Origin of the sequence: Rhizobium sp. SU303, assembly GCF_021052345.1 — a bacterium.
Classification (GTDB): Bacteria; Pseudomonadota; Alphaproteobacteria; order Rhizobiales; family Rhizobiaceae; genus Rhizobium; species Rhizobium laguerreae.
In genome coordinates this window covers 4,842,273-4,869,135 of the sequence record NZ_CP088095.1, presented here as the reverse complement: position 1 = coordinate 4,869,135, position 26,863 = coordinate 4,842,273, and the positions used below count along the sequence as shown (strand labels likewise).

The following is a 26,863-nucleotide window of genomic DNA, read 5'->3' as shown; positions in this document are numbered from 1 at the left end:
CAGCGGCAAGTACTTGATTATCGCCTTCAATAGGTAATCGAATCATGCTGCGGGAGGGGTGTCATGACCGACGAGGCGCTTGTTGATCGCATGGCGCTGCCGCGCCCCGACGTGACCGCCAGCGACGCGGAAGAGATCCTCCTTGCGCATTACAGCCTCTCCGGCACGCTTGTCGAACTCGGCAGCCAGCAGGATCGGAACTATCGCGTCGATAGCGATCGTGGCCGCTACGTCCTGAAGATCTGCCATGCAGCCTACGAGACCCGCGAGCTCGAAGCACAGAATGCGGCGATCCATCATCTCAAAAGCAGGCAAGATGCGCCGCGCGTCCCGAAGGTGATCGCCACCAATGACGGGCGAGAGATCGTCGTCCTTACCGTGCGTGGACAGGGGTATCAGGTCCGGCTGCTGGAATATCTGGAAGGTCATGGGCTGACGGAGCTGACCTATCTGGCGCCGGCTTCCGTTGCAGCCCTCGGCGCGCTCTGCGCCAGGCTGGCGCAGGCGCTTGCCGATTTTAACCATCCCGGTCTCGACCGCAGCCTGCAATGGGACCTCAGACGGGCAGGTCCCGTTGCGGTGCAGCTGCTTTCAGCCATCACCGACAGCGCCGCGCGCGACCGGATTGCCAAAACCATGGTGATGGCCGTTCGCCGCATCCAGCCGTTGGCGCCGTCGCTTCGGCTGCAGGCCGTGCATCACGACGTCACCGGCGACAATGTCGTCGGCCACCGTGACGCCCGTGGCCATATCGTCCCCGACGGGGTGATCGATTTCGGCGACATCATCCGCGGCTGGCTGGTCGGCGACCTCGCCGTCACCTGCGCTTCGCTGCTGCATCAGGCCGATGGCGACCCTTTTCATATCCTGCCCGCCGTCACCGCCTATCAGGCGATCTATCCGCTGAGCGACGAGGAACTGAAGGCACTCTGGCCACTGATCGTCGCACGCGCGGTCATTCTCGTCGCCAGCGGCGAACAGCAGATTTCGGTCGATCCCGACAATGACTATGTCCGCGACAATCTCGACCGCGAGCGGGCGATCTTCGATACGGCGATGTCGGTTCCCTTCGATCTCATGGAAGCGGCGATCCTCAAGGCAGCCGGCGCAGATGTCGCCGCGCCGGAAACATCGGGATGGCTGCCGTTGCTGCCCGACATCGATCCCGCCGGGATCGCCTATGTCGATCTTGGGGTGCGGAGCCCGCATTTTTCCGCCGGCAACTGGCTGAATACCGACATGGACTGGCGGCTGCTTGCCCGCATGGCAACCGAAAACGGTACGGCAGCGACGCGCTACGGCGAATATCGGCTTTCCCGCGCGGCAACTGCGAGGGGACAGGCGACCTGCGCCCTGCATATCGACATATGCCTTGCCGCAGGCAGCGCGATTGCCGCGCCCTTTGCCGGCCGCATCGGCTGGAAGGACCAGCATCTGACAATCGCCGGCGACAACATGACCCTGCATCTCGATGGGCTCGACCTCTCGGTCGAGGACGGAGCCGAGATTGCCGCCGGCGATTCGCTCGGCACGGTTTTCGGAGAGGCGTCGTCGCTAGGCGGGCTGCGCGTCCAGCTTTGCAGCGTCGCAGGTCTCGAACCGCCGCTCTTTGCCTCACCGCGCGCGGCGGCGGCCTGGTCGGTGCTCTGCCCTTCGCCTTCGCTGCTTCTCAGCCCGCAAGCGGATGCGCCGCAACCTGAAACCGCCGAACTCTTCGCCAGGCGGCGGGCGCATCTCGCAAGGCCGCAGAAGAATTATTATGCGGCGCCGCCGCAGATCGAGCGCGGCTGGAAGGAGCATTTGTTCGATGTCGAGGGCCGCGCCTATCTCGACATGGTCAACAACGTCACCATTCTCGGCCATGGCCATCCCAAGCTCGCGGCGGCGATCAGCGCGCAATGGCTGCGGCTCAACACGAATTCGCGCTTCCACTATGGCGCGATCACGGAATTTTCCGAACGCCTCGCCGCCCTGTCGCCGGATGGGCTGGACGCGGTCTTCCTGGTCAACAGCGGCTCGGAGGCGAACGATCTGGCGCTTCGGCTTGCGCAAGCCCATAGCGGAGCGCGCAACATGCTCTGCCTGCTCGAAGCCTATCATGGCTGGTCGGCGGCGAGCGATGCCGTTTCCACCTCGATCGCCGACAATCCGCAGGCACCGACCACCCGTCCGGACTGGGTGCATGCCGTGGTTTCACCGAATACCTATCGCGGCGCATTCCGTGGTCCCGATACGGCGGCAGCCTATCTCAGCGCGGTAACGCCGGTGCTGGAGGCGATCGACGCCGGCGGCGACGGCCTGGCGGGCTTCATCTGCGAATCGGTCTACGGCAATGCCGGCGGCATTCCGCTGCCGGACGGTTATCTCAGGGAAATCTATGCGCAGGTGCGCACCCGCGGCGGCCTCTGCATCGCCGATGAGGTGCAGGTCGGTTATTCCAGGCTCGGACATTATTTCTGGGGCTTCGAGCAGCAAGGGGTCGTGCCCGATATCATCACCGTCGCCAAGGGCATGGGTAACGGCCATCCGCTCGGCGCCGTCATCACCACGCGGGAGATCGCGCAATCGCTGGAGAAGGAGGGCACTTTCTTTTCCTCCACCGGCGGCAGCCCGGTCAGTTGCGTCGCCGGCATGACGGTGCTCGACATCATGGCCGAGGAAAAGCTCCAGGAAAATGCCCGGACGGTCGGCGATCATCTGAAGGCGCGGCTTGCCGCGCTGATCGACCGCCATCCGATTGCAGGCGCCGTGCACGGCATGGGCCTCTATCTTGGCCTCGAATTCGTCCGCGACAGAACGACGCTGGAGCCGGCGACGGAAGAGACGACTGCAATCTGCGACCGGCTTCTCGAACTCGGCGTCATCATGCAGCCGACCGGCGATCACCAAAATGTGCTGAAGATCAAACCACCGCTCTGCCTCAGCATCGACAGCGCCGATTTCTTCGCGGACATGCTGGAGAAGGTGCTCGAAGAAGGCTGGTGACACAGGGCTTCCAGCATTAACCAAATCGGTCATTTCGAGGCATGTCGATTTTTAATGAAACGGCCATTGCCTGATACAGCAAGGCTTCCTATGTCTGCCGCTGTGATCGATCGAACTTCCGATTCTGTCATGCGAATTTAACGAAGAGCTGATATGTTTCTTTCTGTAAGTTCGGGCTGTGACGGAATGAATTTTTTCGAATCGTCGATATTTTGACACGTTTCGGAATATGTTTCTGACAGGCTATCGGGTAATCTCTACCAAGTTAGTGGATTATTGAAGACAGCCTTCACCGGCCCCGGGCTCTACCGGGACCACTCAAGTGCAACGCCAACACAAGGAACGAGCATGATAGACATCGATATTCTCGCTGATCTCCTTGGGCGATCTGTGCTTGGCAATGACCGTCCGGGCGCCCTCTCCCGCCCGAACTGTCGAATGTGACGTTCGTCCTCCTTTCAACGGTACCAGACAAGTCAATTCGCCATGGCTGCGCATGTTGTGCGGCAGGAGTTCTATCTATGAAGAAGCAAGTTATCGAATATGCAGGCGTTCCCGTCGGGATCGTCATTCCCGATGAAGACCGGCTGAAATTCATCGCCGTGAAATTTCACGTCCACGACCTCGACGAGCAGCGTTTCGGCTCGCCGGACGAGGTGCGGCTGGCCATCCATGACCTGATGACCCGCCGTCATCCGAAGCCGCTTCATGCCTGAGGGCATAACGCCGCGATTAGAATTCACGGCTTTTCCCGATGTCCGACCGGTCCCGCCAAATGGGGCCGGTCTTGTTTTTTGAGGGCAATTGCAGTCCTATCGGCGGGCCTTTGCGTCTAGAGCATTTCCGTTTTTCTTCGAATCACGAAAATGCTCTATCTCTTTGTTTCACGCAATTCCGGACGCAAAACCGCTGCACACTTTTGCTGGAATTGCTCTAAGGATCCGCCCTTGCCCGATCTTCTGAACCTCGTCACCGACATCGAAGGCGTTTCCGTCGGCCATGCAACCGACCTTGCGCTCGGTTCCGGCGTCACGGTCATCGTCTTCGACGAACCGGCCGTCGCATCCGGCACGGTGCTCGGCGGTGCGCCCGGCGGGCGCGACACCGGCCTGCTCGATCCGTCGATGACCGTCAATGCCGTTGATGCCTTCGTGCTTTCCGGCGGCTCGGCCTTCGGGCTGGATGCCGCCGGCGGCGTGCAGGCGGGCCTGCGCGAACTCGGCCGCGGCTTTGCCGTCGGGTCGGTGCGCATTCCGATCGTGCCGCAGGCGATCCTGATGGACCTGCTGAACGGCGGCGACAAGGATTGGGGCCTTCACTCGCCCTATCGCGACATGGGTTATACGGCACTGCAGGCCGCGGCCAAGGGCACATTCGCGCTCGGCACGACAGGTGCCGGGACGGGAGCGACGACGGCCACCGTCAAGGGCGGGCTCGGCTCGGCCAGCGCCGTCAGCAGCGCCGGGCATCGCGTCGCGGCGATCGTCGCCGTCAATGCGCTCGGTTCGGCAACGATCGGCGACGGGCCGCATTTCTGGGCGGCACCCTTTGAAAAAGACGCGGAATTCGGCGGGCTCGGCATGCCTGCGGTGGCCGACCATCGGATGCGGCTCAAGGGCATGAACACGCCGGCAACGACGATCGGCGCAGTGGTGACCGATGCGCAGCTGACGAAGGCCGAGGCGCACCGGCTATCGCTTGCCGGCCATGACGGTCTTGCCAGGGCATTGCTGCCGGCGCACCTGCCGCTCGACGGTGACACCGTCTTTGCCGCTTCGACGGCCCAGCATCGAAGACACGACATGGCGAGCCTGATGGAGCTTTGCCACCTTGCGACCCTCGTCATGGCGCGGGCGATCGCCCGAGGGGTCTACGCTGCGACCGCCCTTCCGGTCGAGGGCGCGCAACAGGCATGGCGCGACCGCTATCCGAATGGTCGTTGATTGGGACCTTTGTTTTTATCCATGTCGTTGTCCCAAAACCGCTGCGCACGTTTGGGCAACATGCATTAGGGTTGGAACCGGACCCCACAACGTGCCGAATGGCGGAGAGACGTGAATGCAGATCCGGGCGCTGATGTATTTCGACGAGCTGGTCAGGACCAATTCGATGCGCCAGGCGGCCGAGAACCTCAATGTCGCGCCGACGGCGATCAGCCGGCAGATCGAGAACCTCGAATATCATTTCGGCGCGCCGCTCGTTGAACGCAGCGCCCGTGGTGTCAAGCTGACGGCCGCCGGCGAACTGCTTGCCGCCCGCGCCGGCCGGACGCTGCGCGAGCTCGATCATGTGCAGCAGCTGATCGAAGACCTGAAGGGCCTGCAGCGCGGCCGTGTCAGCATCTATGCCAATGGCGCCACCGTCGCCAATCTGCTGGCGCCGGCGCTTGCCGAATTCAGCCTGAAATATCCAAAACTGCGTTTTACCGTGACAATCACCAGCGCCCGGCAGGCGGTCGATGCCGTCAACAGCGCCGAGGCGGATATTGCGGTGACGTTGTTTGCGCCACCGATGTCCGGCACCAAGGTGCGGCTGCGCTCCGAGATCGCCTATGATCTCATCGCCACGCCGCAGCATCCGGCCGCTGCGCATAGCGAGATCCCGCTGCGGACGCTTGCCGACTATGCCTTGGCGCTGCCGGATCAATCCTTCGGCTTCCGCCAGGCCTTCGACGCGCTGTTCGAGAAGGAAGGGTTGAGCCTCGATCCCGTCTTCGTTACCAGCTCGCTCGAAATGCTGAAGGAACTCGTGCTCAGTGGAGCTGCGGTCACGCTGCTGCCGGCGCTAACCGTCCGCCGCGAGATCGAGGCGGGTCAGCTCCTTGCCATTCCTCTGGCCGGCAAGACCGGCATTCGCACCCATGTCGATCTCTGCGTCGCGCCGGACCGACAGCTGTCCTTCGCCGCGACGAAACTGCTCGACTTCATCGAGAGGTTCATGCGCGAGCGCACGAACCGTCGGGCCGAGACGAAAGACTGACGCTTCGAGCTTGCATTGTCCGTAGATTTGCGGTGTAGCTTTTTCGGCTACACTGAGCACACAAAATCATCATTGTGTGTGCACCGGCATAATGTCAATCTCCTCGCAAAAGGTCGTCGTCATCGACGCGCGGCCAGATAAGGGAACATGATGATCAAGCTTTCGTTTGCGCCTTCGCGTTTCGTCAGGCGGCTTTCCCTCAGTGCTGCGCTTTCGGCCGGCCTGGTGATGACGGCGATGACGCCGGCGGAGGCGGCGAAGACCATCCTCAATCTCGGCATGAGCGTCGAACCGACTGGTCTCGATCCGACGATCGCGGCACCGGTCGCAATCGGCCAGGTGACCTGGCAAAACGTGTTCGAGGGACTGGTGACGATCGACCAGTCCGGCAAGATCCAGCCGCAGTTGGCGAAAAGCTGGGAGATCTCGCCCGATGGCCTGACCTATACGTTCAAGCTGCAGACCGGGGTCAAATTCCATGACGGCGAGGCCTTCGATGCCGCGAGCGCCAAGTTTTCGCTCGACCGCGCCCGCGGCGCCGATTCGGTCAATCCGCAGAAGCGCTTTTTCGCCTCGATCGCCTCGATCGATACGCCCGATGCCGAAACGCTGGTGCTGCATCTCTCGGCCCCGACCGGCAGCCTGATCTACTGGCTCGGCTGGCCAGCCTCGGTGATGGTCGCACCGAAGACGGCTGTCGACGACAAGACGACGCCTGTAGGTACCGGTCCCTTCAAATTCGCCAGCTGGGCGAAGGGCGACAAAGTCGAACTCGCCAGAAATGCCGATTACTGGAACAAGGGTGCGGCCGCCAAGCTCGACAAGGTGACCTTCCGCTTCATTGCCGATCCGCAGGCGCAGGCGGCTGCGCTGAAATCCGGTGATCTTGATGCCTTTCCGGAATTTGCCGCACCCGAGCTGATGAGTTCTTTCGACGGCGATGCGAGGCTCGTCACCAGGATCGGCAACACCGAACTCAAGGTCATTGCCGGCATGAACACTGCCAAGAAGCCTTTCGACGACAAGCGCGTCCGCCAGGCGCTGATGATGGCAATCGATCGCAAAACGGTGATCGACGGCGCGTGGTCCGGCCTCGGCACGCCGATCGGCAGCCATTACACGCCGAACGATCCGGGCTATCAGGACATGACAGGCGTGCTGCCCTACGACGTCGAGAAGGCGAAGGCGTTGCTTGCCGAAGCCGGCTACCCCAACGGCTTCACCTTCACGATCAAATCGCCGCAGATGGCCTATGCGCCGCGCAGCGCTCAGGTGATGCAGGCGATGTTTGCCGAGATCGGCGTGACGATGAATATCGAGCCGACCGAATTTCCGGCGAAGTGGGTCCAGGACGTCATGAAGGACCGCAACTTCGACATGACGATCGTTGCCCATGCCGAACCGCTCGACATCGACATCTACGCCCGCGATCCCTATTATTTCAATTACAAGAACCCTGCTTTCAACGCGCTGATGAAGAAGGTCCAGGAGACGACCGATCCCGCCGCGCAGAATGTGATGTATGGCGAAGCGCAGAAGATCCTCGCCGAGGACGTGCCGGCACTCTACCTTTTCGTCATGCCGAAACTCGGCGTCTGGGACAAGAAGCTGAAGGGCCTGTGGGAGAACGAGCCGATCCCTTCCAACGTACTGTCCGGTGTTTCCTGGGACGAGTGAGAGGCGGGTTCGGGCGGATTGAGAGGCAAGGGATGAGCGAAGGGAAGCCGCACAGCGAAACGCTCAATGCCGGTCACAGCCCCCGCGCCACATCGAAAGCGTGGCACGCATGATCCCACTCCTCGCCCGCCGCGTCGCCGGTCTCATCGTCACGCTCGTCGTCGTCTCGCTGCTGATCTTCGCCGTTATGGACCTTCTGCCAGGCGATCCCGCCTCGATCATGCTCGGCACCTCGGCAACACCGGAAACCCTTGCAGCGCTCCGTCACAGTCTCGGCCTCGACCAGCCGCTGTTGATGCGCTACGGGCAATGGTTGGCCGGCGTGCTCTCCGGCGATCTCGGCAATTCGCTCACCTATGGCGTGCCGGTCACGGGGTTGATCGTCGAGCGGCTGGCGGTAACGCTGCCGCTGGCGCTGATGGCAATCGCGCTTTCGGTGGCGATTGCCCTGCCGCTCGGCGTGCTGGCCGCCTCGCGCCGCGGCGGTGTCTTCGACGTCATCGCGACGCTGTTTTCGCAGATCAGCATCGCCGTGCCCGCCTTCTGGGTGGCGCTGCTGTTGATCATCCTGTTTTCGACGATGCTCGGGCTGATGCCGGCCGGCGGTTTCCCGGGCTGGAGCGCCGGCCTCAAGCCGGCATTGCAGGCGCTGGTTATGCCCGCGGTCGCGCTGGCGATGCCGCAGGCGGGCGTGTTGACGCGGGTGGCGCGCTCGGCGGTGCTTGATACCATGCATGAGGATTTTGCCCGCACTGCGGTCGCCAAGGGGCTGTCGCGCAGTGCTGTGCTGTGGCGCCATATCGTGCCGAATGCGCTGATCCCGATCCTGACGATGATCGGGCTGCAATTCACCTTTCTCGTCGCCGGCGCGGTGCTGGTGGAAAACGTCTTCAACCTCCCCGGCCTCGGACGGCTCGCGCTGCAGGCGCTCTCTCAGCGCGACATCATCGTCATGCAGGATGTCGTGCTATTCTTCGCAGGCCTCGTCATCGTGATGAATTTCATTGTCGATCTCTCCTACCTGGCGATCGATCCCAGGATGAGAAAGGCGGCCTGACGCATGGCACCGATCGTGTCCACCGCCATCATCAACCGCCGCCGGGTCTTTAGACTTAGCCGGCGAATGAACCTGATTGTAGGGGCTGTCATTATTGGCCTGCTGGTCGCCGTTGCGTTGCTGTCGCTCGTCTGGACGCCGCTGCCGCCGGCGAAAATGCAGATCATTCACAAATTGCAGCCGCCGCTTGCCTTCGGCCTGCTTGGCACGGACCAGTTCGGCCGCGATGTGCTTTCGATGCTGATGGCGGGATGCTGGAATTCACTGTCGATCGCCATCACAGCGGTTGCGATCGGCGGGACGCTCGGCTCAATCGCCGGCATTTCGGCAGCGGCGATCCGCGGTCCTTTCGAAGCGCTGCTGATGCGCATCTGCGACGTCATCTTCGCGCTGCCACCGATCCTGTCGGCCATGGTGCTCGGCGCCTTTCTCGGGCCAGGGCGGTTCACCGCGATCACCGCGATCGCCGTCTTCATGATTCCGGTCTTTGCCCGGGTGACGCTTGCGACCTCACTGCAGGCCTGGAGCCGCGACTATGTGACGGCGGCGCGCGCGATCGGCAATACGCGCCTGACCATTTCGCTGCGCCATGTGCTGCCGAATATCATCAGCCAGATCATCGTGCATGGCGCGATCCAGCTGGGGCTGGCGATCCTGACCGAAGCGGGTCTCAGCTTTCTCGGGCTCGGCATGGCGCCGCCGGCGCCGACCTGGGGCCGGATGCTTGCCGATGCGCAAACCTATCTGGCGCTTGCCCCCTGGCTGGCGATCCTGCCCGGCCTTGCCATCGCGCTCACCGTCTTCGGCTTCAACATGCTCGGCGACGGTTTGCGCGATCTGCTCGACCCGCGCGAGGCGAGCCGCTGATGTCCTCCCAAGACGAAAAGCCCGAAAGACCATGCCATGACCGAAACCGACCTTACCATCCGCGAACTCAGGCAGCACTTCGCTGATAGAAGCCTCTCCCCTCTCGAATACTGGCTCGCCCTCGAAGACCATATCGCCGCCTGGGAGCCTTCGATTTCGGCACTCTACCTCTACGATCCGGAATCGGCGCGCGCCCAGGCGAAAGCGTCGTCGGAGCGCTGGGCGAAGGCAGAAACGCTAGGGCCCCTCGACGGCATCCCGGTAACGCTGAAGGAATTGATCGCCACGAAGGGCCAGCCGGTGCCATCGGGCACAAGGGCAGTGGAACTCAAACCCGCGGACGCCGATGCACCTGCCGCCGCCCGGCTGCGGGAAGATGGCGCGGTGATCTTCGCCAAGACCACCTGCCCCGATTACGGCATGCTGTCCTCCGGCCTTTCGAGCTTTCATCCTCTCAGCCGCAATCCCTGGGACACCACGCAGAATCCCGGCGGATCGAGCGCCGGGGCTTCCGCAGCGGCGGCGGCGGGCTATGGGCCGCTGCATATCGGCACCGATATCGGTGGTTCGGTGCGCCTTCCCGCCGGCTGGACCGGCATCTTCGGCTTCAAGCCGAGCCATGGGCGCATTCCGGCCGATCCCTATTATGTCGGGCGCTGCGTCGGGCCGATGGCGCGCACCGTCGAGGATGCGGCCTTTTCGATGGCGACGCTGTCACGGCCGGACTGGCGCGACGGCACCAGCCTGCCGCCGAACGATTTCAACTGGATGGATCTCGACATCGACCTGTCGGGCATGAGGATCGGGCTGATGCTCGATGCCGGCTGCGGGCTTGCGGTGGACGACGAGATCAGGGCCGCAGTCGAAACGGCAGCGAAACAGTTCGAGGCGGCCGGCGCGACCATTGTATCAGTCCAGCCGGTGCTGACACGCGCGATGCTGGATGGGCTCGACAATTTCTGGCGATCCCGGCTCTGGGGCGATATCGCCGATCTCGACGATAACAGGCGCGACAGCATCCTGCCCTATATCAGGGATTGGGCGAAGGGCGGCGCCGACATCCGCGGCGTCGATGCGGTCAGAGGCTTCAACCAGACGATCGAGATGCGCAAGAGCTGCGGACGGCTGTTCACCGAGGTCGACGCCCTGCTTTCCCCGACCAATCCGATCATCTCCTATCCCGCCGAATGGGCATCTCCGACCAATGATCCGGCCCTGCCGTTTGAACATATTGGTTTCACGGTGCCGTGGAACATGTCGGAGCAGCCGGCCGCCTCGATCAACTGCGGTTTCTCGCGCTCGGGCATGCCGATCGGGTTGCAGATCGTCGGGCCGCGCTTCGACGACATGCGGGTGCTGAGACTGTCGAAAACCTTCGAGGACAGGACGGGCGGAGTGAGATCCTGGCCGCAGCCTCCGATCGGCTGATCAGCTGATCGGGCGGCGATAGCCGGTCGGTTGCTCGTAGAGCCAGCCGATGCGCTCGACCGCGGCCCCGAAATTCTCGCGCGCCACCGTCATGCTATGGCCGTTGGCGTGCAGAATGGTTTCCGGATCTTCGAAGACGGCGACATGACCCTTCCAGAATACCAGGTCGCCACGGCGGATTTCGGATCGGCCGATCGGCTGGCCGAGGCCTGCCGCCTGCATATCGGTATCGCGTGGCGCAGCTCTGCCCGTCATCAGCATCGCCAGCTGGACGAGGCCGGAGCAATCGATGCCGAGGCCGGAACGTCCGCCCCAGAGATAGGGCGTTTCCAGGAAACGGGCGACGATCTCCACGTAATCGGCGCCATCGAGCGCGCCGATCGGCTGGACATGCTTGGCGAAGATCGCCGTTCCGTCCTCGAGCACGACATAGCGATTGCCGCGCGCTTCCGCCTCACCGGCGACATGAACGCGACTTCCCATCGACAGGATTGCCTGGTGGGGCTTGCGCAGTTCCGGTTCCGGATAGAGGAAGGTGCGCTGGACGGTGACGATATGGGTCGGCGCCGGCCGGCCTTCCGAGAGCGCGTCCGCCGCGACATAACCGACATAGCCGTCCGAGGCGGCTTTCACCCAGCACCAGCCACCGGCGCGATCGAAAACCGTCACGTCCTCGCCGAGAAGCAGTTCCGTATCAATGCCGCGGGCAAGGTCCGGTTCGGAACGCAAGGCCACGACCGGGACGGCGACGCGAGCCGGGGCGCCTTGCGTAAAACGCGACGCCTCGACCTTGCCTTCGAGCCCCGCTTCCGCGAGATCAGACCTGTAGGCATGCAGGCGGCGGTCGAGCATCGTCATTCGCATTCCTTTCAGATCAGCAACCGGCGGGCCTGATCTCGGATGAGATCGCCGAGCTTTTCCAGATAGAGCGCACCGCCGACAGTGCGCTTGATGATTACGTTGCGCCGGTCGGCATCGTCGCGCACACGATCGACCAGGCCCATTTCGCCCATCGTATCCAAGGCACGGGTAATGACCGGCTTGGTGACATCAAGCGTGGCGGCAAGCCCGCGCACCGTGTGCGGCGGCGGCACCAGATAAATATGCAGCAGGATCGCCATCTGGCGCAACGTCAAATCGCGGTCATCGTGGCGGACCTGATCGAGCGCCACGCCATGCCAGAGCCCCAGCGCCTGCGAGGCGGTCAGTTCGATCGGCACGGCCCCTCCGGAAGATCGTTACGCTAACGTTCCATTTTCCGGCAGTTGCCACGCACATGCAAGAGGCGGCAGAAATTGCCGCCCGGCAAGGTGAATAAAATTTTAACGATCGGCAGCGAGGCGCAGCGCGTGAACAGGGATCATGCGATGCGCCTCAGCGACGCGCTTTAACATGGCGTCAGCGCAGGCTCTCGCGGATATGATGAAAGAGCGCGCGGATTGCTTGTGCTTCGCCACCGCCCGGCGAATGCGGCCGTTCGGACTGGGCCCAACCGTAAATGTCGAAATGCGCCCAGCTCTTCGCCTTGCTGACGAAGCGCTTGAGAAAGAGGGCGGCGGTGATCGCCCCTGCCATGCCGCCGGCCGGCGCGTTTGTGAGGTCGGCGAACTTGGTGCGGATATCCTTTTCGTAGCCGGAATAGAGTGGCAGGCGCCAGATCGGATCGTCGGTTTCCAGGCTCGCTTCGGTGAGGCCATGCGCCAGATTGGCGTCATCGGTGAAGAAAGGCGGAAGATCCGGGCCAAGGGCAACGCGGGCAGCGCCGGTCAACGTCGCCATGTCGATCAGCAGCTCGGGCTCTTCCTCGTCGGCATAGGCAAGCGCATCGGCAAGGATCAAACGGCCTTCGGCGTCGGTATTGTCGATCTGGACGGTCAGGCCCTTGCGGCTCCGGTAGATGTCGCCGGGCCGGAAGGCATTGGACGAGATCGCGTTTTCGACGACCGGAACGATAACGCGCAGGTCGACCTTCAGCTTGGCGTCCATGATCATCAAGGCAAGTCCCATGACATTCGCCGCGCCGCCCATGTCCTTCTTCATCAGCAGCATGGAAGCGGCAGGCTTGATGTCGAGACCGCCGGTATCGAAGCAGACGCCCTTGCCGACGAGCGTCACCTTGCGATGACCCTTCTTGCCCCAGCGCAGCTCGAGAAGGCGCGGCGCATCGGCGCTGGCCCGGCCGACGGTATGGACCAGCGGGAAATTCTGCTTGAGCAGATCGTCGCCTGTAATAACCGATATCTCCGCCTTGTAATGTCCGGCCAGGCCGCGGAAAACGGCCTCGAGCTGTTCCGGCCCCATGTCGTTCGTCGGCGTATTGATGAGGTCGCGGGCGAGAAAGACGCCGGCGAGCTGGCGCTTGATGTCGGCGGCGTCGGCATCGCGGGGGATCATCAGCGTCGCCGCCGGCGATTTTTCGGATTTGTAACGGTCGAAACGGTAGCTGCCGAGGCCAAAGCCGAGGGCCAGGCGATTTGCCGTCAGCGGCGCGGTCTCGATGTGCCAGTCGCCGGCCGGCAGCGCGCGGGCGAGCCTGCCGGTGATGTAAGGCTGCTCGGATGGATTGGTGCCGAGGCCGTAAAGCGCGCCGCCGAGATGGCCTTCGGCCGTCGGGATCAGCAGCAGCGACCCGCTTTCGGCCTTGTAGCCTGCCCTGCGCGCCCAATCGAGCGCGATCGGATCGATCGTGCCGGTCTCGATATGGGCAGGCGTGACGGCAAAGATCGGCAGCGTCAAACCGCCCTTCGTGTTGAAAGGGGTCGGTCTCTCGATGAACTGATAGGGGGCCATGATTGTCCTTCGGCGGTCGCAAGGAATCGTTCCTTAACGGTCTGTTAGGGTTAACAGACTATTGCTGGAGCGAAGATTACGCGTCAAACCTTTCCCTGTTCCGCTTCGAGGTCAGGCGCCGATTTCGGAATCCAGGAACGCGCCATGCCTGCCTCGCTCACCATCACATTCACGAATCGTATTCTGCAGGGCGCTGCGGCATCGCTGCTCGTCCTGGCACTTGCCGGTTGCTCGACGACCAAGGACCGGATGACGACGGGCTCGGTGCCGAAACTCACCAAGCCGGTCGAAGAGATGGACGCGACCGAGCTGCGCTCGGCGACGGACCGGCTCGGCCAGGCCTATGAAAAGAACCCGCGCGATCCCGTCACCGGCGTCAACTACGCCAATCTGCTGCGCATGAACGGCCGCGACACCCAGGCGCTCGCCGTCATGCAGCAGGTGGCCATCGCCAATCCCGGCGACCGCAACGTGCTGGCTGCCTACGGCAAGGCACAGGCGGCGGCCGGCCAGTTCCAGCAGGCGCTCGATACGATCGGCCGCGCCCAGACGCCGGACCGTCCGGACTGGAAGCTGATTTCGGCCCAAGGCGCGATCCTCGACCAGATGGGCCGGGCAAGCGATGCCCGGCAGCGCTACCGCGACGCGCTCGACATCCAGCCGAACGAGCCCTCCATCCTTTCCAACCTCGGCATGTCCTACGTGCTGACCGGCGATCTGCGCACGGCCGAAACCTATCTGCGCTCCGCCGCCAGCCAGCCGACCGCCGACAGCCGCGTCAGGCAGAACCTTGCCCTGGTCGTCGGCCTGCAGGGCCGTTTCCCGGAAGCCGAGCAGATCGCCCGGCGCGAACTTTCACCGCAGCAGGCCGACGCTAATGTCGCCTATCTCAGAGGCATGCTCTCGCAGCCAAATTCCTGGCAGAAACTCGCCGCCAAGGACAAGACCTCGGGCGCAGCGGACAACAGCAACACCAACTGACCGGATCAGGTTTCGAAAGGCGTCTACCTTCGGAGAGATGCTGATCTTAACGAGCGCTCAAACCCGAAAGAATGAGCCGAAGACCGAGGCCACCCATGACCGCACCGGCGGCCCGGTCGATCCAGCCCTTGGCGGCAAGATAGAGACGCCGCGGATGGCGGGCCGAAAAGGCGAAGGCCACGATCGAATACCACCCGGCCTCCACGGCAAAGACGCCGAGCGGCAGCGCGACAATGAGATCGAGCGGCACCGTCCTCGGCAGAAGTGCCGCAAAGAGGCTGGCATAAACAATGATGGTTTTCGGGTTGCTGAGCTGTGTCAGCAGCGCAGTCGTGAAGCTCAATCTCAGCGCGCGGTTGCCGTTGACGGCGCCAGAGACTTCGAGCGGCTGGCCGGCGCTCCTCCAGATATTGACGGCGATATAGACGAGATAGGCGCCGCCTGCGACTTTCAGCAGGACATAGAGCCATTCGAACTGAGACAGCAGCGCCGTCAGCCCGGCAAGCGCCAGCACGGCGAAAGCGACACCGCCGGCGCCCATGCCGAGCGCGGCTGCAAGGCCATCCAGCCTCGAACGCGAAATGGCGATCCTGGAGACGACGACGAAGCTCGGGCCGGGGCTCATCGCGCCGACCGCCAGGGCTGCCATGATGCTGATGAAAATGCCGGCAGAAGACATCGAAGACCTCTCTCTTGGATTGAACCAGCGCCAGGGGCACTGCGGCTGCATCCGCGCGCTTGCCAATGGTCGTCCATCCCATTTATCAGCTATGCTGGCGGCGGTCACGCGTGTTTGAAGGCCGCGATCGGCCGACGGCCTTTGAGGCAACAGCGTCTCTGCCGAAAGCGGCATCCGCTTTCCGGGGCCGGCGCAATCGTCAGAACTTGTCTGCCACCTGAATGCCGGCCGGACCGAGAATGACGGCGATCAGCACCGGCAGGAAAAACAGGATCATCGGCACCGTCAGTTTCGGCGGCAGCGCGGCCGCCTTCTTTTCCGCCTCGTTCATGCGCTCGTCGCGTCCTTCCTGGGCGAGAACGCGCAGCGCCTGTGCAACCGGCGTGCCGTAGCGATCGGCCTGGATCAGCGCCTGAGTCACCGAACGCACCAGCTCGATCTGGGTGCGCGTGGCAAGATTTTCGAGTGCCACGCGGCGATCCGGCAGGAAGGAGAGCTCGGCCGTGGTCAGCACCATCTCCTCGGCGAGCGCCGGCGACTGTTCGCCGAGTTCTTCCGACACGCGGCGCATCGCGGCCTCGATCGAGATGCCGGATTCGACGCAGATCAGCATCAGGTCCAGCGCATCCGGCCAGGCGCGCTTGATCGAGTGCTGTCGCTTGCCCATGCGGTTGGAGATATAGATGTTCGGCGCGTAGAATCCGAGATAACCGACGCCGATGACGGCAAAGAGGCGGATCGGCGTGCCCTTTTCGGCGAGGTTGCCGAGGCCGAAGACCCAGAAGGCAGCAAGCGCCAGGAAAAGGAAAGGCAGCAGGAAACGCGCCACCAGGAAGGTATTCAGCGCATTCTCCGAACGGAAACCGGCGGCCCGCAACTTGTTGACCGTGTTTTCGTCGACCAGCGCCTTGCGCAGGTTGAAGCGCTCGACGATCTGACGGACCGAGCGGTTGTTTTGGTTCCTGAGCGAGGCCTTGCCGGCGCCGGTTTCCGTGTTCATACGGGCGCGTTCGCGGGCACGAATCTGCTCGCGCTCTGTGGAAACAGCCTTCATCCGCTTGTTCAGATCGCCGCGCTCGAAGAAGGGAACGGCAATCGTGTAAAAAGTGGCGAAGACGGCGATCGCGACGAGAAGGGCGATCAGCATGCTCGGATTGGTCAGCGTTGCGGCAAGATCCTGCGACATGGTGCTTCCTTCCGGCTAGATGTCAAAATTGACCATGTTGCGCATGACGAAAATGCCGATCGACATCCAGATCGCCGAGACACCCATGATGAAATGGCCGCGCGGATCGGTGAAAAGGATCATCATGTAGTTCGGCGACGTCATGTAGACGAGGGTCGCGACGATGAAGGGCAGAGCCCCGATGATGACGGCCGACGCCTTGGCTTCCATTGACAGCGCCTGGACCTTGGCCTTCATCTTCCTGCGCTCGCGCAGCACCTTGGAGAGGTTGCCGATCGCTTCCGACAGATTGCCGCCGGCCTGCGACTGGATGGCGATGACGATGGCGAAGAAGTTGACTTCCTGGAGCGGCATGTGGATCGTCATGCGGGCGCAGGCGTCGGGAATGCTGAGGCCTACCTGCTGCGCCTCGATCACCCGCAGGAACTCGCTCTTGACAGGCTCGGTGCCTTCGGTGGCGATAAGGCGGATCGCATCGTTGAGCGGCAGGCCTGATTTGATCGACCGCGTGATGACGTCAAGCGCATTGGGGAGTTCGTTCAAAAACTTGGTCTGGCGGCGTTTGATCAGGAAGCCGACGACCCAGCGCGGCAGGCCGAGACCGGCGACGACGGCGATACCGACCATGACCATCCACGATGCACCGACGACCAAGGCGACAAGCAGCAGCACGGAGGCGAAGACGGCGCTGATGAGATAGAATTTCGCCGCCGTGATCGTCAGGCCGGCCTGCACCAGCCGCGATTTCATCGACACGGTCTTCTTGGTCTTCTCGTGCTGGCGCTTTTCCAGATCCTTCAGATTGTCCTGCACCGATTTACGGCGCTTCGACAGCTCTTGCACCCGGTCACGGGCGGCCTTGACCTTGACCCGGTCGCTTTCGGCCGATTTGACGCGATTGATGCGGCTTGCCGATTTCTTGTCGGCCTCGATCTTCGAAAACAACAAGGCATAGGCGACCGCCGCCGCGGAGACGGCGGCGAGGACGACGATTGCCAACACTATCGGATCGAACCCGAACATCTCGCCTATTCCTTCGTTTTCGCTTCCATCGCGTCGAGGGCGGCGGCAAGACGCTTTTCCTCGTTGAAGTAGCGGGCGCGATCCCAGAAATGCGGCTTGCCGACGCCGGTCGACATGTGCCGGCCGATCAGGCGGCCATTCGCATCCTCGCCATCGATCTCGTAGCGCATCAGATCCTGGGTGATGATAACGTCGCCTTCCATGCCGATTACCTCGGTGATCTGGGTGATGCGGCGTGAACCATCACGAAGGCGCGCCGCCTGAATGACGACGTCGACCGAGCTGGAAATGATCTCGCGCACCGTCTTTGCCGGCAGGGTAAAGCCGCCCATGGCGATCATCGATTCGATACGACTCAGGCATTCGCGCGGCGTATTGGCGTGGATGGTGCCCATCGAGCCGTCGTGACCGGTGTTCATCGCCTGCAGCAGGTCGAAAACTTCAGGTCCGCGCACTTCGCCGACGATGATGCGCTCGGGACGCATACGCAGGCAGTTCTTGACCAGATCGCGCATGGTGATCTCGCCCTCGCCTTCGATATTCGGCGGGCGCGTTTCGAGACGGACGACATGCGGCTGCTGCAGCTGCAGTTCGGCGGTATCCTCGCAGGTGATGACGCGCTCGTCCCTGTCGATATAGTTGGTGAGGCAGTTCAGAAGGGTCGTCTTGCCCGAGCCGGTGCCGCCTGAAATGACGACATTGCAGCGCACGCGCCCGATGATCTGCAGCACGGTTGCGCCTTCCGGCGTGATCGCACCGAAACGGACGAGCTGATCGAGGGTCAGCTTGTCCTTCTTGAACTTGCGGATGGTGAGCGCCGGCCCGTCGATCGACAGCGGTGGCGCGATGACGTTGACGCGCGAACCATCCGGCAGGCGGGCGTCGCAGATCGGGCTCGATTCGTCGACGCGGCGGCCGACCTGGCTGACGATGCGCTGGCAGATCGAGAGAAGCTGTGCATTGTCTCGGAAGCGGATCTCGGATTCGATCGTCTTGCCGCCGACTTCGATGAAGGTCTGGCCGGCGCCGTTGACCATGATGTCGGCGATGTCGTCGCGCGCCAGCAACGGCTCCAACGGGCCGTAGCCGAGTACGTCGTTGCAGATATCCTCGAGCAGTTCTTCCTGCTCGGAGATCGACATCGCAAAGTTCTTGATGGTGATGATGTCATTGACGATGTCGCGGATTTCCTCGCGCGCGCTTTCGCCGTCGAGCTTGGAAAGCTGCGAGAGATCGATCGTGTCGATCAGCGCGGAAAAGACCTGCGCCTTGGTGTCGTAATATTCATCGGTGCGGGCCGGGCGTTTGCGCTGCGGCGTCTGCATCGGCGGTGGCGTCATCTGCTGGCGTGCGGATTCGCGCGAGGGTTCGACCAGAATGGAGGGGGAAGAGGCCGCAGGGGCGGCGGCCGGAACCGGCGGCGGCGGAGCAATCGCCCCTCCGACCTTTCCGGAACCTTCGTTTCCGCGTTTTCCAAACATGCCACTCGATCCAATCTGCTCGTTCTTGAGCATTTCCCGATCTCTCCGGAGTCACGGAAATGCTCTATCTTTTTGTTTTCACGCAATTCCGGAGGCGAAACCGCTGCCCACTTTTGCTGGAAATGCTCATCGTTTACTTGCGCTTCAGGAGGCCCAGCAGGCCGCCCTTCTTCGCCTTCTTGATCGCGACACGGCCGGTGACGATATGCGATATCTGCGAAAAGGTTTCCGCCGTCGGCGACTTCGGGTCGACTTCGGAAATCATCCGGCCGCTGTTGGCGGCGTTGCCGAAAAGACTGATGTCGAAGGGAATGATCGCGATCGGATCGATCTCCAGCGGCTCACAGAAATCCGACGGCGAAATCTCCGGCCGTTTCGGCATGCCGACCTGATTGAGGATGAGATGCGGCGGCCGGTCGTTCGGCCGCATCTTGCGTAACGCGTCCAGCATGTTCTTGGCGTTGCGCAGATTGGCGAGATCGGGAACCGCTGCGATGACCACCTCGTCGACGCTCGACAGCACCGAGCGCGTCCATTCCGACCATGCATGCGGAACATCGAGCACGGTGACGGGCGCGCTGCGCTGCAGAACGTCGAGCACCGGCTGGAAGGCCTGGCCGTCGAAATCATAGGCACGGTCGAGCAGCGAGGGTGCGGCCAGCAGCGACAGATGCTCGGAGCATTTCGTCAGCAGGCGGTCGAGGAAGACCTCGTCGAGACGATCGGGTGCGAAGACCGCTTCGGCGATGCCCTGGGCCGGATCCTGGTCGAAGTCGATGTTCGCCGTGCCATAGGGCAGGTCGAGATCGGCGAGGATCGTCTCTGTGGAGAAGAGATTGGAAATGCCGAAGGCGCAATTATGCGCGATGGTCGAAGCGCCGGTGCCGCCCTTCGAGCCGATGAAGGCGATGCTGCGGCCGAGCGGCTCGGAGTCCGGATCAACAAAGATCGAGGCCATCGCCGTAAGGATATCGGGCATGGCGACAGGCTGGACCATATATTCGGAAATGCCGTTGCGGATGAGTTCGCGATAAAGCCCAATATCGTTGTAATAACCGATAATGACGACCTTGGTCGTCGGATCGCAGACCGCGGCGAGCGGCGCAAGTTCGCCGAGCAAGTTCGCGGCATTCGCCTTGGTTTCGAGGATGATGAGGTTCGGCGTCGGGGCACCGGAAAACATATTGGCGGCAGCGGCGATGCCGCCGCTGGTGATGCGCATGCTGACTTTCGCGACGCGCCGATCATTGGCGCAGCGTTCCATGACCTGCTGCAGGGCCTCGCTCTCGCAGAAGGCATGCACGGAGATGCGCGGCAGCGGCCGCATGTTTTCCAGATCCGCCATGCGCACCGCCTCCTCGGCATTGCGAAGCTCGCTGGGATTCCTGATTTCGTATTCGATCGCGCTCATCGTTCCGTTCCGCCTCAGAATCCGCTGTCGCTGGCATCTTCGATCGTCGTCGTCGTCGTCCGGTATTCCTGGATCGCATTGTTGCGCCGCTGCGCATCGATCGGGGTCATGCCGCGGGGCGCCACCAGATCCTCCGGATTGGCGATCTGGGCGGCAAGATTGTTCTGCGAGGCGCAGCCGAAATTATAGTAGTTCTGGTTGGTCAAGTCGTTCGATATGTCCTTCGGCCACTGACCGCATTGCGTGGTGACCGCTGTGGTGCCGGTAAAGCTCAGCCGAATCGGCGCTGCATCGCCGGGGCCGACGGCGGCATAGGAGGTGTTGACGATTTTCGAGCTTGCGATCCCCCTCGATGTCAACTCGGCACGGACCTGATTGCGCAGCTGATAGGCTGCCGCCGAATTAGGCGAGCCTTGCGGCGACAGCACGTAAACCGGGCCCGAGGCGCGCGAGATGTAGTTTGCGGCAAAGCCGCGGATGAGGTCGCGCTGGGCGATGGTCAGGCGGCGATCGGTAGAGGCGACGGGTATATCCACCGTCTGCTCCGCTTCCGTGACGATGATCGGGTGGCGGGCGCGGTAATCGTCCGGAATCCCGCCGGTCGTCAGCTGGTCATGCGGGCCAGCACATCCGGAGAGGACGGCCATCGACATGGCGACCGTGGCAAAAAGCGCCTTCGAGATTCCAAGGCGGGGTGTCGTCGCATTCATATGGGCCATCGCCTGATCTCTGTTCTCTGCCATTGCTGCCGATCGTGCCCCGCTCATTTGTAGATGAACCCGATCGAGCCGTGGAACTGCGCATCGGCGACGGGCGCCTCGCGGCGGCCATAGACCTTGTTGACACGGTTGAGGAAGAAGGTTGCACCGTCATTCTCAGGGCTGAAATTGTCGTCCGGCCGGTTGAGCTGGTTACGCGCCACCGGGCGCACCAGATAGGGCGTTGCGATGATGACGAGCTCGGTTTCCTGACGCTCGAACCCCTTCTGGCGGAAGAGCGTCCCGAGCAGCGGGATCTTCGAAACGCCGGGTGTGCCGCCCATCGTCTGGGAAACATTGTCGCGGATAAGGCCGGCGAGCGCGATCGAGCCGCCCGAGGGCAGCTCCACCGAGGTCTCCGCCGAACGGCGCTGATAGGTGGCGTTGCCGCTGCCGGCCACCGGTTCGGAGACATTGGTCTTGATCTGCAGGCTGATGCGTCCCGATGACAGCACGACCGGTTTGAAGGCGAGGCTGATGCCGTAGTTGAATGGCGTGACGGTGACGTTGCCGTCGCTGTCGGTCGTCGAATAAAGCTGCTGGCCACCGGAATTGAAGGTCGCGGCCTGGCCGGATATCGCCGTCAGCGTCGGTTCGGCGAGCGTCTTGACGACCTTGGCCTGTTCCAGCGCGTTGAGGTAGGTCGAGATGTCGTATTTGCCGATCGAACTCTTGAAGAGCGCCGCCAGGCCGCCGCCGACCGTCGAAGTCGCGCTGTCGGCGCCCGGACTGCCGAGCTGGGCGACCGTCATGCCGGAGGAATTGGAAACCAGGTTGTCGAAGCCGAGCTGCTTCAGCACCTCGCGGCGGACCTCGGCGATCGTTACCTTGAGGGTGACCTGGTCCTCGCCCTCGATCTGCAGGAGGTTGACGACCTGCGAGCTCTGGCGACCTTCAGCAAAGAGCGCGACCGAGCTGTCGCCGCCGGTGCCGGATGCCGTTTCGGTTCTGGTCGTCGCCTCGCCGCCCTTCAGGAAGACCTGCGCCAGATCGGCCGCCTGCGTGGCATCCTGCGGCGTGCGCACCGTGCCGGTCAGCACGATGTTGTCGGAGACGATTTCGACGTTGATGTTGGAGTCGGGAATGAAGCGGCGGAGATTGACCTCGAGGCCGGAGACGTCCCGCTCGATCTCGATGTCGAGATTGACGATCTCCTGTCCACCGGCGCCGAAGACGAAGATATTCGTCTGGCCGACCTTCTTGCCGAACAGGTAGATGCGCCGCGAGGTGCGGGTCACGGCATCAGCCATGGTCGGATCGGAGACGAGGATATCATGCGCATCCTCCGGCAGATCGACGACGACGGCCTTGTTGAGACCGATCTTCAGCCGGCGATGGGCATTGGAGCCTGTCTGCGAGATCCGGACCAGGCTATCGGAATCGGCGCGCGCCTCGCCTGCGCCGAGAAGCGGGGCGAAAGAGGCCGGCACTATACCGGAGAGGCCAACTGCCAGCGAAAGGCAGCCTGTCAGGAGAGGCCCGGCGCGCCGCGTTGAATTGCCCATTTGCACGTCCCTTACTCCGCCTTCGGCGCGGCGCCGGCATCCGTGACGATGGCGCCCGATTTGATGACCTGGATGATCGCACTGCCGTTGTCGCCGCTCAGCAGATAGTCGGCGGCACTGGTATCCTGCTCCTGCGCATCGGCGACCGAGCGCAGCGCGAGCGACAGCCGGTCTGCCATCTGCTGGGCGACGGCAAGAACCTTCGTTTGATCGGGCGTGAGCTCGAGCGTCGCGGTCGTGCCGACCACCGATTTCGAGCCATCGTCCTTTTCCTGGATCTGCTGGTCGATGGCGAGGACGCGGACATTGCTCAGCACGGTTTCGGTGATGAGCTTGTCGGCCTCAGCGCCCTTGCGGACCATGATGACGTCGACGCGATCATTCGGCAGGATGAAACCGCCGGCACCGGTTGCCACCGATATCTCGGTCGCGACGGCGCGCTTGCCGGCCGGCAACAGCGAGGAGAGGATGCGGCTGCTGGAATCGGCGATCTTTTCCGGCCGGATCGGTTCGCCTTCGAAGATCGGCAGACGCACGACGGCGCCCTGCAGATCCTTGATCGCATCCGGCTTGTCGGCTTCCGTGATGAGGCCGGGAACGACGCCGCCCTGCGGCCAGGCCATCCAATGCACCGACTGATCGTCCAGCCTTGCGCCGACCGACAGATTGCCACTCGAGACGAGGATGTTGACGGTCGGCTCCTTCTCGACGACCGAGCGGACCTGGGTAACGACACCGCCACTGCCCGCCATTTGCATTGCCAGGAGGCCGGCGAGGCCGGCTGCCACCACGGCGACAGCTAGGATTATAAGGCGAGCCGGTTTCATCGATCATTCCTCAGGGCACGATATGTTCGCCCTGTAGAATGCTCAGCAATTGGTATAATTATGGTTAATGGAACGCTTACATTTTAAGTTAACGGGCGTTTAAAATGCCGTTATTTCAGGCTTTCCAACGCTGTGATGAAGAGCGGCGAGGAAGGGAAGGCCATGAAGCCGCCGATGGCGATGGCAATCCCGTAGGGGATCTTCTTGGCGAGCAGGACCGAGTTCGGCACCGGCAGCCCGATGGCGAGGATGGTGTCCGATTGCGCTCTTATCAGTAGGATCAGCAAGGTGATGAGGCCGCCGATCATGGCGATGTCGGTCATCAGGAAAAGTAGGGATTCGTTCAGACCGAACCAGAGCGCGGTGGCGCTCATCAGCTTGGCGTCGCCGCCGCCCATTACATTGAAGGCGAAAAGAGCAAAGCAGGCGCTGAAGACGATGGCGACGCCGGCAAGATGCATGCCGATCATTTCCAGACCCAAGCCGGAGAACGGCGCGAGGACGAGGAAAGAGGCGATCAGGATAACGGAAATGCGGTTCGGGATCGTCATGGTGAAGAGATCCGAGAAGGCCGCCATCGCAAGGCAGAGTGGCAGTATCAGGAAGACTGCGGCTGCGATCATGCTCATACCCGATCGTGACTTGATGCGAAAAGGCTCACGGCCGTTCAGCCTGTGAGCCCGCCCTATAGTTTGGCCAGAGCAAATCCGGCCGTATCAATTTCAGCGCCAGTTGGTAGCGCCTATCTTAGTTCGACGCCGTAACGCCGGTGTTCATCTTGGTGCCCAAGTTGTTGAACGTGGTGCCGATCCGGTTGCCGAGGGTCGTGGCGCCGGTGATGAGCGCTACGGAAATGAGAGCAGCGATCAGGCCGTATTCGATTGCGGTCGCGCCGGATTCGTCCTTCAGAAAACGGCTCAAAAGCTTGGTCATGGTAACTCCTAACTCCAGTTGATGTTCAGCACGTCCGCCAACTGTTTGCCGTTGATCGGATGACTGCAACCTAGCGAATGGCCGTTTCCATCGGCTTAAGGAAAAGAGTTAACGAGATGTGAACGAGACAACAGACCTTTGTAGAGTCAGTATTTTCTTACGCACTTACCTCAATATTTAACGATATTCCTAGAATAACCGCTGCGTTCAGCCGGAAATAGCACATATCCTGTTCCCAACCGAGGCGTGCACCGTTCCGAAGCCGTACCAAATCGGATCATTACGCTTCATCCCGGAACACAGCGGTAGGCTTAAGGCTTCGTTCACCAATTTTTTCCATTCTATGCGGATATTGCGCTGTGATCGTGAAAGAGGACCCAATGTCATCGAGCGGCAAAACCATTTTCTTTGCCGGCATGATCGCCGTTTTCGGTATTTCGGGAGTGTCCGCGGCCGCAGACGATGACATGCTGCGCGTCTACATGGATCACGCGCGCGTGCTGAAGCTCGATCGCCCTGTCAGCAAGGTGATTGTCGGCAATGCCGCAGTCGCCGATGCGACGGTCGCCGACGCCAAGACCATCGTGCTCACGGGACGCAGCTTCGGCACCACCAATCTGGTCCTCCTCGATGCCGACGGCAACGCGATCCTCGACGAACGCATCCTGGTGTCGATCGACGAGGGCAATACGGTGCGCGTCTACCGGCAGACCCAGCGCTCCGTGCTATCCTGCACGCCGAACTGCGAGCAGCACGCGCAGCAAGCGACCGCCGGCTCACCCTAACGCTCTCTTTTCAACTTCCTCGACCATTCGTTAAAATCGTCGTGTCAGGTTGAAACGGAAAATCAACGAACGGACCTTAGTCTGGCGACTGGAAAATGTCGCTCGGGTCCAGGCAATGACGGTAATTGATCAGAAGACGGATAAGGGGCGCCTCTTTGCGCGGTTCCGTTTCTTACGGTTTCGCGCTCTCGCCCGCTCGCGCGACGGCGCAGCGGCGATCGAATTTGCCCTGCTCGCCATTCCCTATTTCCTGGTGATTTTCGCCATCCTCGAAACTTTCGTCGCATTCGCCGCCGAGGAACTCGTCTCCAATGCCGTCGATACGATGAGCCGCCGGATGCGAACCGGGCAGATCACCTATAATCTCGGCCGCACGACCGACATGAACCAGGCGCAATTCCGCCAGGCTTTCTGTGGTGAGATCTCGATACTCATCCGCTGCTCGGCGACCGAAGTCGCGACACCGAGCAAGCTCTATCTGGATGTGCAGACGTTCAACACCTTCTCGGCCATTCCGACGACGATCCCCAAAGTTTCCACCGACAAATATGCCGACATCAACCCGGCGGCCTTCAAATTTACGCCGGGCGGCGCCGGCACGATCAACATGCTGCGCGCTTACTATCGCTGGGACATCACCGCGGATCTGGTTCGGCCTTACCTCACCACGATACGTCCTGCCGACGCTTCGATGCCGAGGCAGTATCTGATCGTCGGGACCGCGGCCTTCCAGAACGAGCAGTATCCATGATGGCGTTCTGCAACCCGTTCACCAGATTGGTCCTGACGGTGCGGCGGCTGGCCCGCGACCGCAAGGGCGCCGGAGCGATCGAATTCGCAATCCTCTTTCCTGTGCTGGTCATGCTCTATATCGGCGCTTTCGAGATTACGGTCGGCCTTAGTGTCAGCAAGCGGGTGACACGCGCCGCAGGAACGGTGGCCGACCTCGTCACCCAGCAGCAATCCGTCACCAAGAGTGCGCTTGCGCAAATGCCGTCGGTCGCAAACGCAATCTTCCTGCCCTACAACACGACGTCGCTGACGATGAAGATCACCGGGATTAGCATCGACGCCGGCGCCAATGCGAAAGTGCTCTGGTCCTGGGCGCAAGACGGGACGGTGCCCTATGCCAAAGACGCCGCGGTGAGCGACCTGCCGTCCGACATGAAGACGGCGAACAGCTTCCTTGTTCGTACCGAGGTCAGCATCCCCTATAGGATGTTCCTGTTCGCGCCGAACTTCATGCCAGACGGCATGCGAACGATCACTATCAGCCGTAGTTATTTCTACCGCCAGCGGCAAGGCGACTCGATCCCCTGCGGCGACTGCTGACGGCCCTTCCCGCTCTTCTCTGCTGCATAACTCCCTAATCGAAATCGATAGGAGTTATGCAACAATTCAAAATGTTACAGCGTCCTTTGCGCGACTGAAAAAGACGCGCTGCGCTGTAATTTGCCAAGCCGGCCGCAGCATTATATGGCTGGATCTCAGCCGCCTCCGATATTCCAGAG

The 26,863-nt window shown here is 62.1% G+C and carries 25 protein-coding genes; 12 read left to right on the top strand and 13 right to left on the bottom strand.

Annotated elements, in window-relative coordinates; all coding sequences use genetic code 11:
- The first annotated feature begins 63 nt into the window (after nucleotides 1-63).
- The 8 genes from RlegSU303_RS23815 to RlegSU303_RS23780 all read left to right on the top strand — a co-directional run bounded on the left by RlegSU303_RS23815 (nucleotide 64) and on the right by RlegSU303_RS23780 (nucleotide 10,993).
- Complete coding sequence (locus RlegSU303_RS23815; RefSeq protein WP_131719735.1) at nucleotides 64-2,985, top strand: aminotransferase; 2,922 nt, start codon at nucleotides 64-66, stop codon at nucleotides 2,983-2,985.
- A gap of 521 nt (nucleotides 2,986-3,506) precedes the next feature.
- Nucleotides 3,507-3,701: a hypothetical protein gene (locus tag RlegSU303_RS23810; protein WP_003544544.1), complete on the top strand. Its 195-nt coding sequence runs from the start codon at nucleotides 3,507-3,509 to the stop codon at nucleotides 3,699-3,701.
- 231 nt (nucleotides 3,702-3,932) lie between these two features.
- Nucleotides 3,933-4,928, top strand: a complete 996-nt coding sequence (locus tag RlegSU303_RS23805) for a P1 family peptidase (protein ID WP_094086942.1) — start codon at nucleotides 3,933-3,935, stop codon at nucleotides 4,926-4,928.
- A 115-nt stretch (nucleotides 4,929-5,043) separates the two neighbouring features.
- Nucleotides 5,044-5,964 carry a LysR substrate-binding domain-containing protein gene (locus tag RlegSU303_RS23800; RefSeq protein ID WP_094086943.1) on the top strand — a complete coding sequence of 307 codons (921 nt, stop codon included), beginning with the start codon at nucleotides 5,044-5,046 and terminating at the stop codon, nucleotides 5,962-5,964.
- Between the two features lie 150 nt (nucleotides 5,965-6,114).
- A complete protein-coding gene (locus RlegSU303_RS23795; RefSeq protein WP_205928073.1) occupies nucleotides 6,115-7,641 on the top strand; it encodes an ABC transporter substrate-binding protein in 1,527 nt (508 codons plus the stop codon).
- A 109-nt stretch (nucleotides 7,642-7,750) separates the two neighbouring features.
- Entirely contained in the window at nucleotides 7,751-8,698 is a 948-nt protein-coding gene (locus RlegSU303_RS23790; RefSeq protein ID WP_131719737.1) for an ABC transporter permease, read from the top strand.
- 3 nt (nucleotides 8,699-8,701) lie between these two features.
- The gene (locus tag RlegSU303_RS23785; RefSeq protein WP_131719738.1) at nucleotides 8,702-9,565 is read left to right on the top strand and encodes an ABC transporter permease; all 864 of its coding nucleotides are present in this window, start codon (nucleotides 8,702-8,704) and stop codon (nucleotides 9,563-9,565) included.
- A gap of 36 nt (nucleotides 9,566-9,601) precedes the next feature.
- Entirely contained in the window at nucleotides 9,602-10,993 is a 1,392-nt protein-coding gene (locus RlegSU303_RS23780) for an amidase (protein ID WP_131719739.1), read from the top strand.
- On the opposite strand, the gene RlegSU303_RS23775 is transcribed toward RlegSU303_RS23780, so the two are convergent.
- The 3 genes from RlegSU303_RS23775 to RlegSU303_RS23765 all read right to left on the bottom strand — a co-directional run bounded on the left by RlegSU303_RS23775 (nucleotide 10,994) and on the right by RlegSU303_RS23765 (nucleotide 13,783).
- Entirely contained in the window at nucleotides 10,994-11,851 is an 858-nt protein-coding gene (locus tag RlegSU303_RS23775) for a C40 family peptidase (protein ID WP_131719740.1), read from the bottom strand.
- 11 nt (nucleotides 11,852-11,862) lie between these two features.
- Entirely contained in the window at nucleotides 11,863-12,213 is a 351-nt protein-coding gene (locus RlegSU303_RS23770; protein ID WP_131719741.1) for a MarR family transcriptional regulator, read from the bottom strand.
- 178 nt (nucleotides 12,214-12,391) lie between these two features.
- Nucleotides 12,392-13,783, bottom strand: coding sequence for a leucyl aminopeptidase family protein (locus RlegSU303_RS23765; RefSeq protein WP_131719742.1), 1,392 nt, complete (start codon nucleotides 13,781-13,783; stop codon nucleotides 12,392-12,394).
- 144 nt (nucleotides 13,784-13,927) lie between these two features.
- Here RlegSU303_RS23765 and RlegSU303_RS23760 point away from each other — a divergent pair, with 144 nt between their 5' ends.
- Complete coding sequence (locus RlegSU303_RS23760) at nucleotides 13,928-14,764, top strand: tetratricopeptide repeat protein (protein ID WP_131719743.1); 837 nt, start codon at nucleotides 13,928-13,930, stop codon at nucleotides 14,762-14,764.
- 46 nt (nucleotides 14,765-14,810) lie between these two features.
- Here the strand turns inward: RlegSU303_RS23760 and RlegSU303_RS23755 are convergent, their stop codons facing one another.
- The 10 genes from RlegSU303_RS23755 to RlegSU303_RS23710 form a co-directional block, all read right to left on the bottom strand.
- Nucleotides 14,811-15,443, bottom strand: a complete 633-nt coding sequence (locus tag RlegSU303_RS23755; protein WP_094086951.1) for a LysE family translocator — start codon at nucleotides 15,441-15,443, stop codon at nucleotides 14,811-14,813.
- 199 nt (nucleotides 15,444-15,642) lie between these two features.
- Nucleotides 15,643-16,629, bottom strand: coding sequence for a type II secretion system F family protein (locus RlegSU303_RS23750; protein WP_025396706.1), 987 nt, complete (start codon nucleotides 16,627-16,629; stop codon nucleotides 15,643-15,645).
- Nucleotides 16,630-16,644: 15 nt separating this feature from the next.
- Nucleotides 16,645-17,652 carry a type II secretion system F family protein gene (locus tag RlegSU303_RS23745; protein ID WP_065281823.1) on the bottom strand — a complete coding sequence of 336 codons (1,008 nt, stop codon included), beginning with the start codon at nucleotides 17,650-17,652 and terminating at the stop codon, nucleotides 16,645-16,647.
- A 5-nt stretch (nucleotides 17,653-17,657) separates the two neighbouring features.
- Entirely contained in the window at nucleotides 17,658-19,133 is a 1,476-nt protein-coding gene (locus RlegSU303_RS23740) for a CpaF family protein (protein WP_094087696.1), read from the bottom strand.
- 133 nt (nucleotides 19,134-19,266) lie between these two features.
- Nucleotides 19,267-20,544 (bottom strand): AAA family ATPase, encoded by a 1,278-nt coding sequence (locus RlegSU303_RS23735; protein WP_094086952.1) that lies wholly within the window; start codon nucleotides 20,542-20,544, stop codon nucleotides 19,267-19,269.
- 14 nt (nucleotides 20,545-20,558) lie between these two features.
- Nucleotides 20,559-21,311, bottom strand: a complete 753-nt coding sequence (locus RlegSU303_RS23730; RefSeq protein ID WP_094086953.1) for a CpaD family pilus assembly protein — start codon at nucleotides 21,309-21,311, stop codon at nucleotides 20,559-20,561.
- Nucleotides 21,308-22,807: a type II and III secretion system protein family protein gene (locus RlegSU303_RS23725; protein ID WP_131643915.1), complete on the bottom strand. Its 1,500-nt coding sequence runs from the start codon at nucleotides 22,805-22,807 to the stop codon at nucleotides 21,308-21,310. Before RlegSU303_RS23725 ends, RlegSU303_RS23730 begins: the two co-directional genes overlap by 4 nt.
- An 11-nt stretch (nucleotides 22,808-22,818) precedes the next feature.
- A complete protein-coding gene (cpaB, locus tag RlegSU303_RS23720; protein ID WP_094086955.1) occupies nucleotides 22,819-23,634 on the bottom strand; it encodes a Flp pilus assembly protein CpaB in 816 nt (271 codons plus the stop codon).
- Between the two features lie 110 nt (nucleotides 23,635-23,744).
- Nucleotides 23,745-24,257, bottom strand: coding sequence for an A24 family peptidase (locus RlegSU303_RS23715; RefSeq protein WP_131621077.1), 513 nt, complete (start codon nucleotides 24,255-24,257; stop codon nucleotides 23,745-23,747).
- Between the two features lie 124 nt (nucleotides 24,258-24,381).
- A complete protein-coding gene (locus tag RlegSU303_RS23710; RefSeq protein WP_094086956.1) occupies nucleotides 24,382-24,567 on the bottom strand; it encodes a Flp family type IVb pilin in 186 nt (61 codons plus the stop codon).
- Between the two features lie 380 nt (nucleotides 24,568-24,947).
- Between RlegSU303_RS23710 and RlegSU303_RS23705 the strand changes: the two genes are divergently transcribed.
- The 3 genes from RlegSU303_RS23705 (at nucleotide 24,948) to RlegSU303_RS23695 (ending at nucleotide 26,684) form a co-directional block, all read left to right on the top strand.
- Entirely contained in the window at nucleotides 24,948-25,352 is a 405-nt protein-coding gene (locus RlegSU303_RS23705) for a pilus assembly protein N-terminal domain-containing protein (RefSeq protein ID WP_064653455.1), read from the top strand.
- A gap of 115 nt (nucleotides 25,353-25,467) precedes the next feature.
- The gene (locus tag RlegSU303_RS23700) at nucleotides 25,468-26,103 is read left to right on the top strand and encodes a TadE/TadG family type IV pilus assembly protein (RefSeq protein ID WP_131719744.1); all 636 of its coding nucleotides are present in this window, start codon (nucleotides 25,468-25,470) and stop codon (nucleotides 26,101-26,103) included.
- Nucleotides 26,103-26,684, top strand: coding sequence for a TadE/TadG family type IV pilus assembly protein (locus tag RlegSU303_RS23695; RefSeq protein ID WP_131662186.1), 582 nt, complete (start codon nucleotides 26,103-26,105; stop codon nucleotides 26,682-26,684). Before RlegSU303_RS23700 ends, RlegSU303_RS23695 begins: the two co-directional genes overlap by 1 nt.
- The last annotated feature ends 179 nt before the right edge of the window (nucleotides 26,685-26,863 follow it).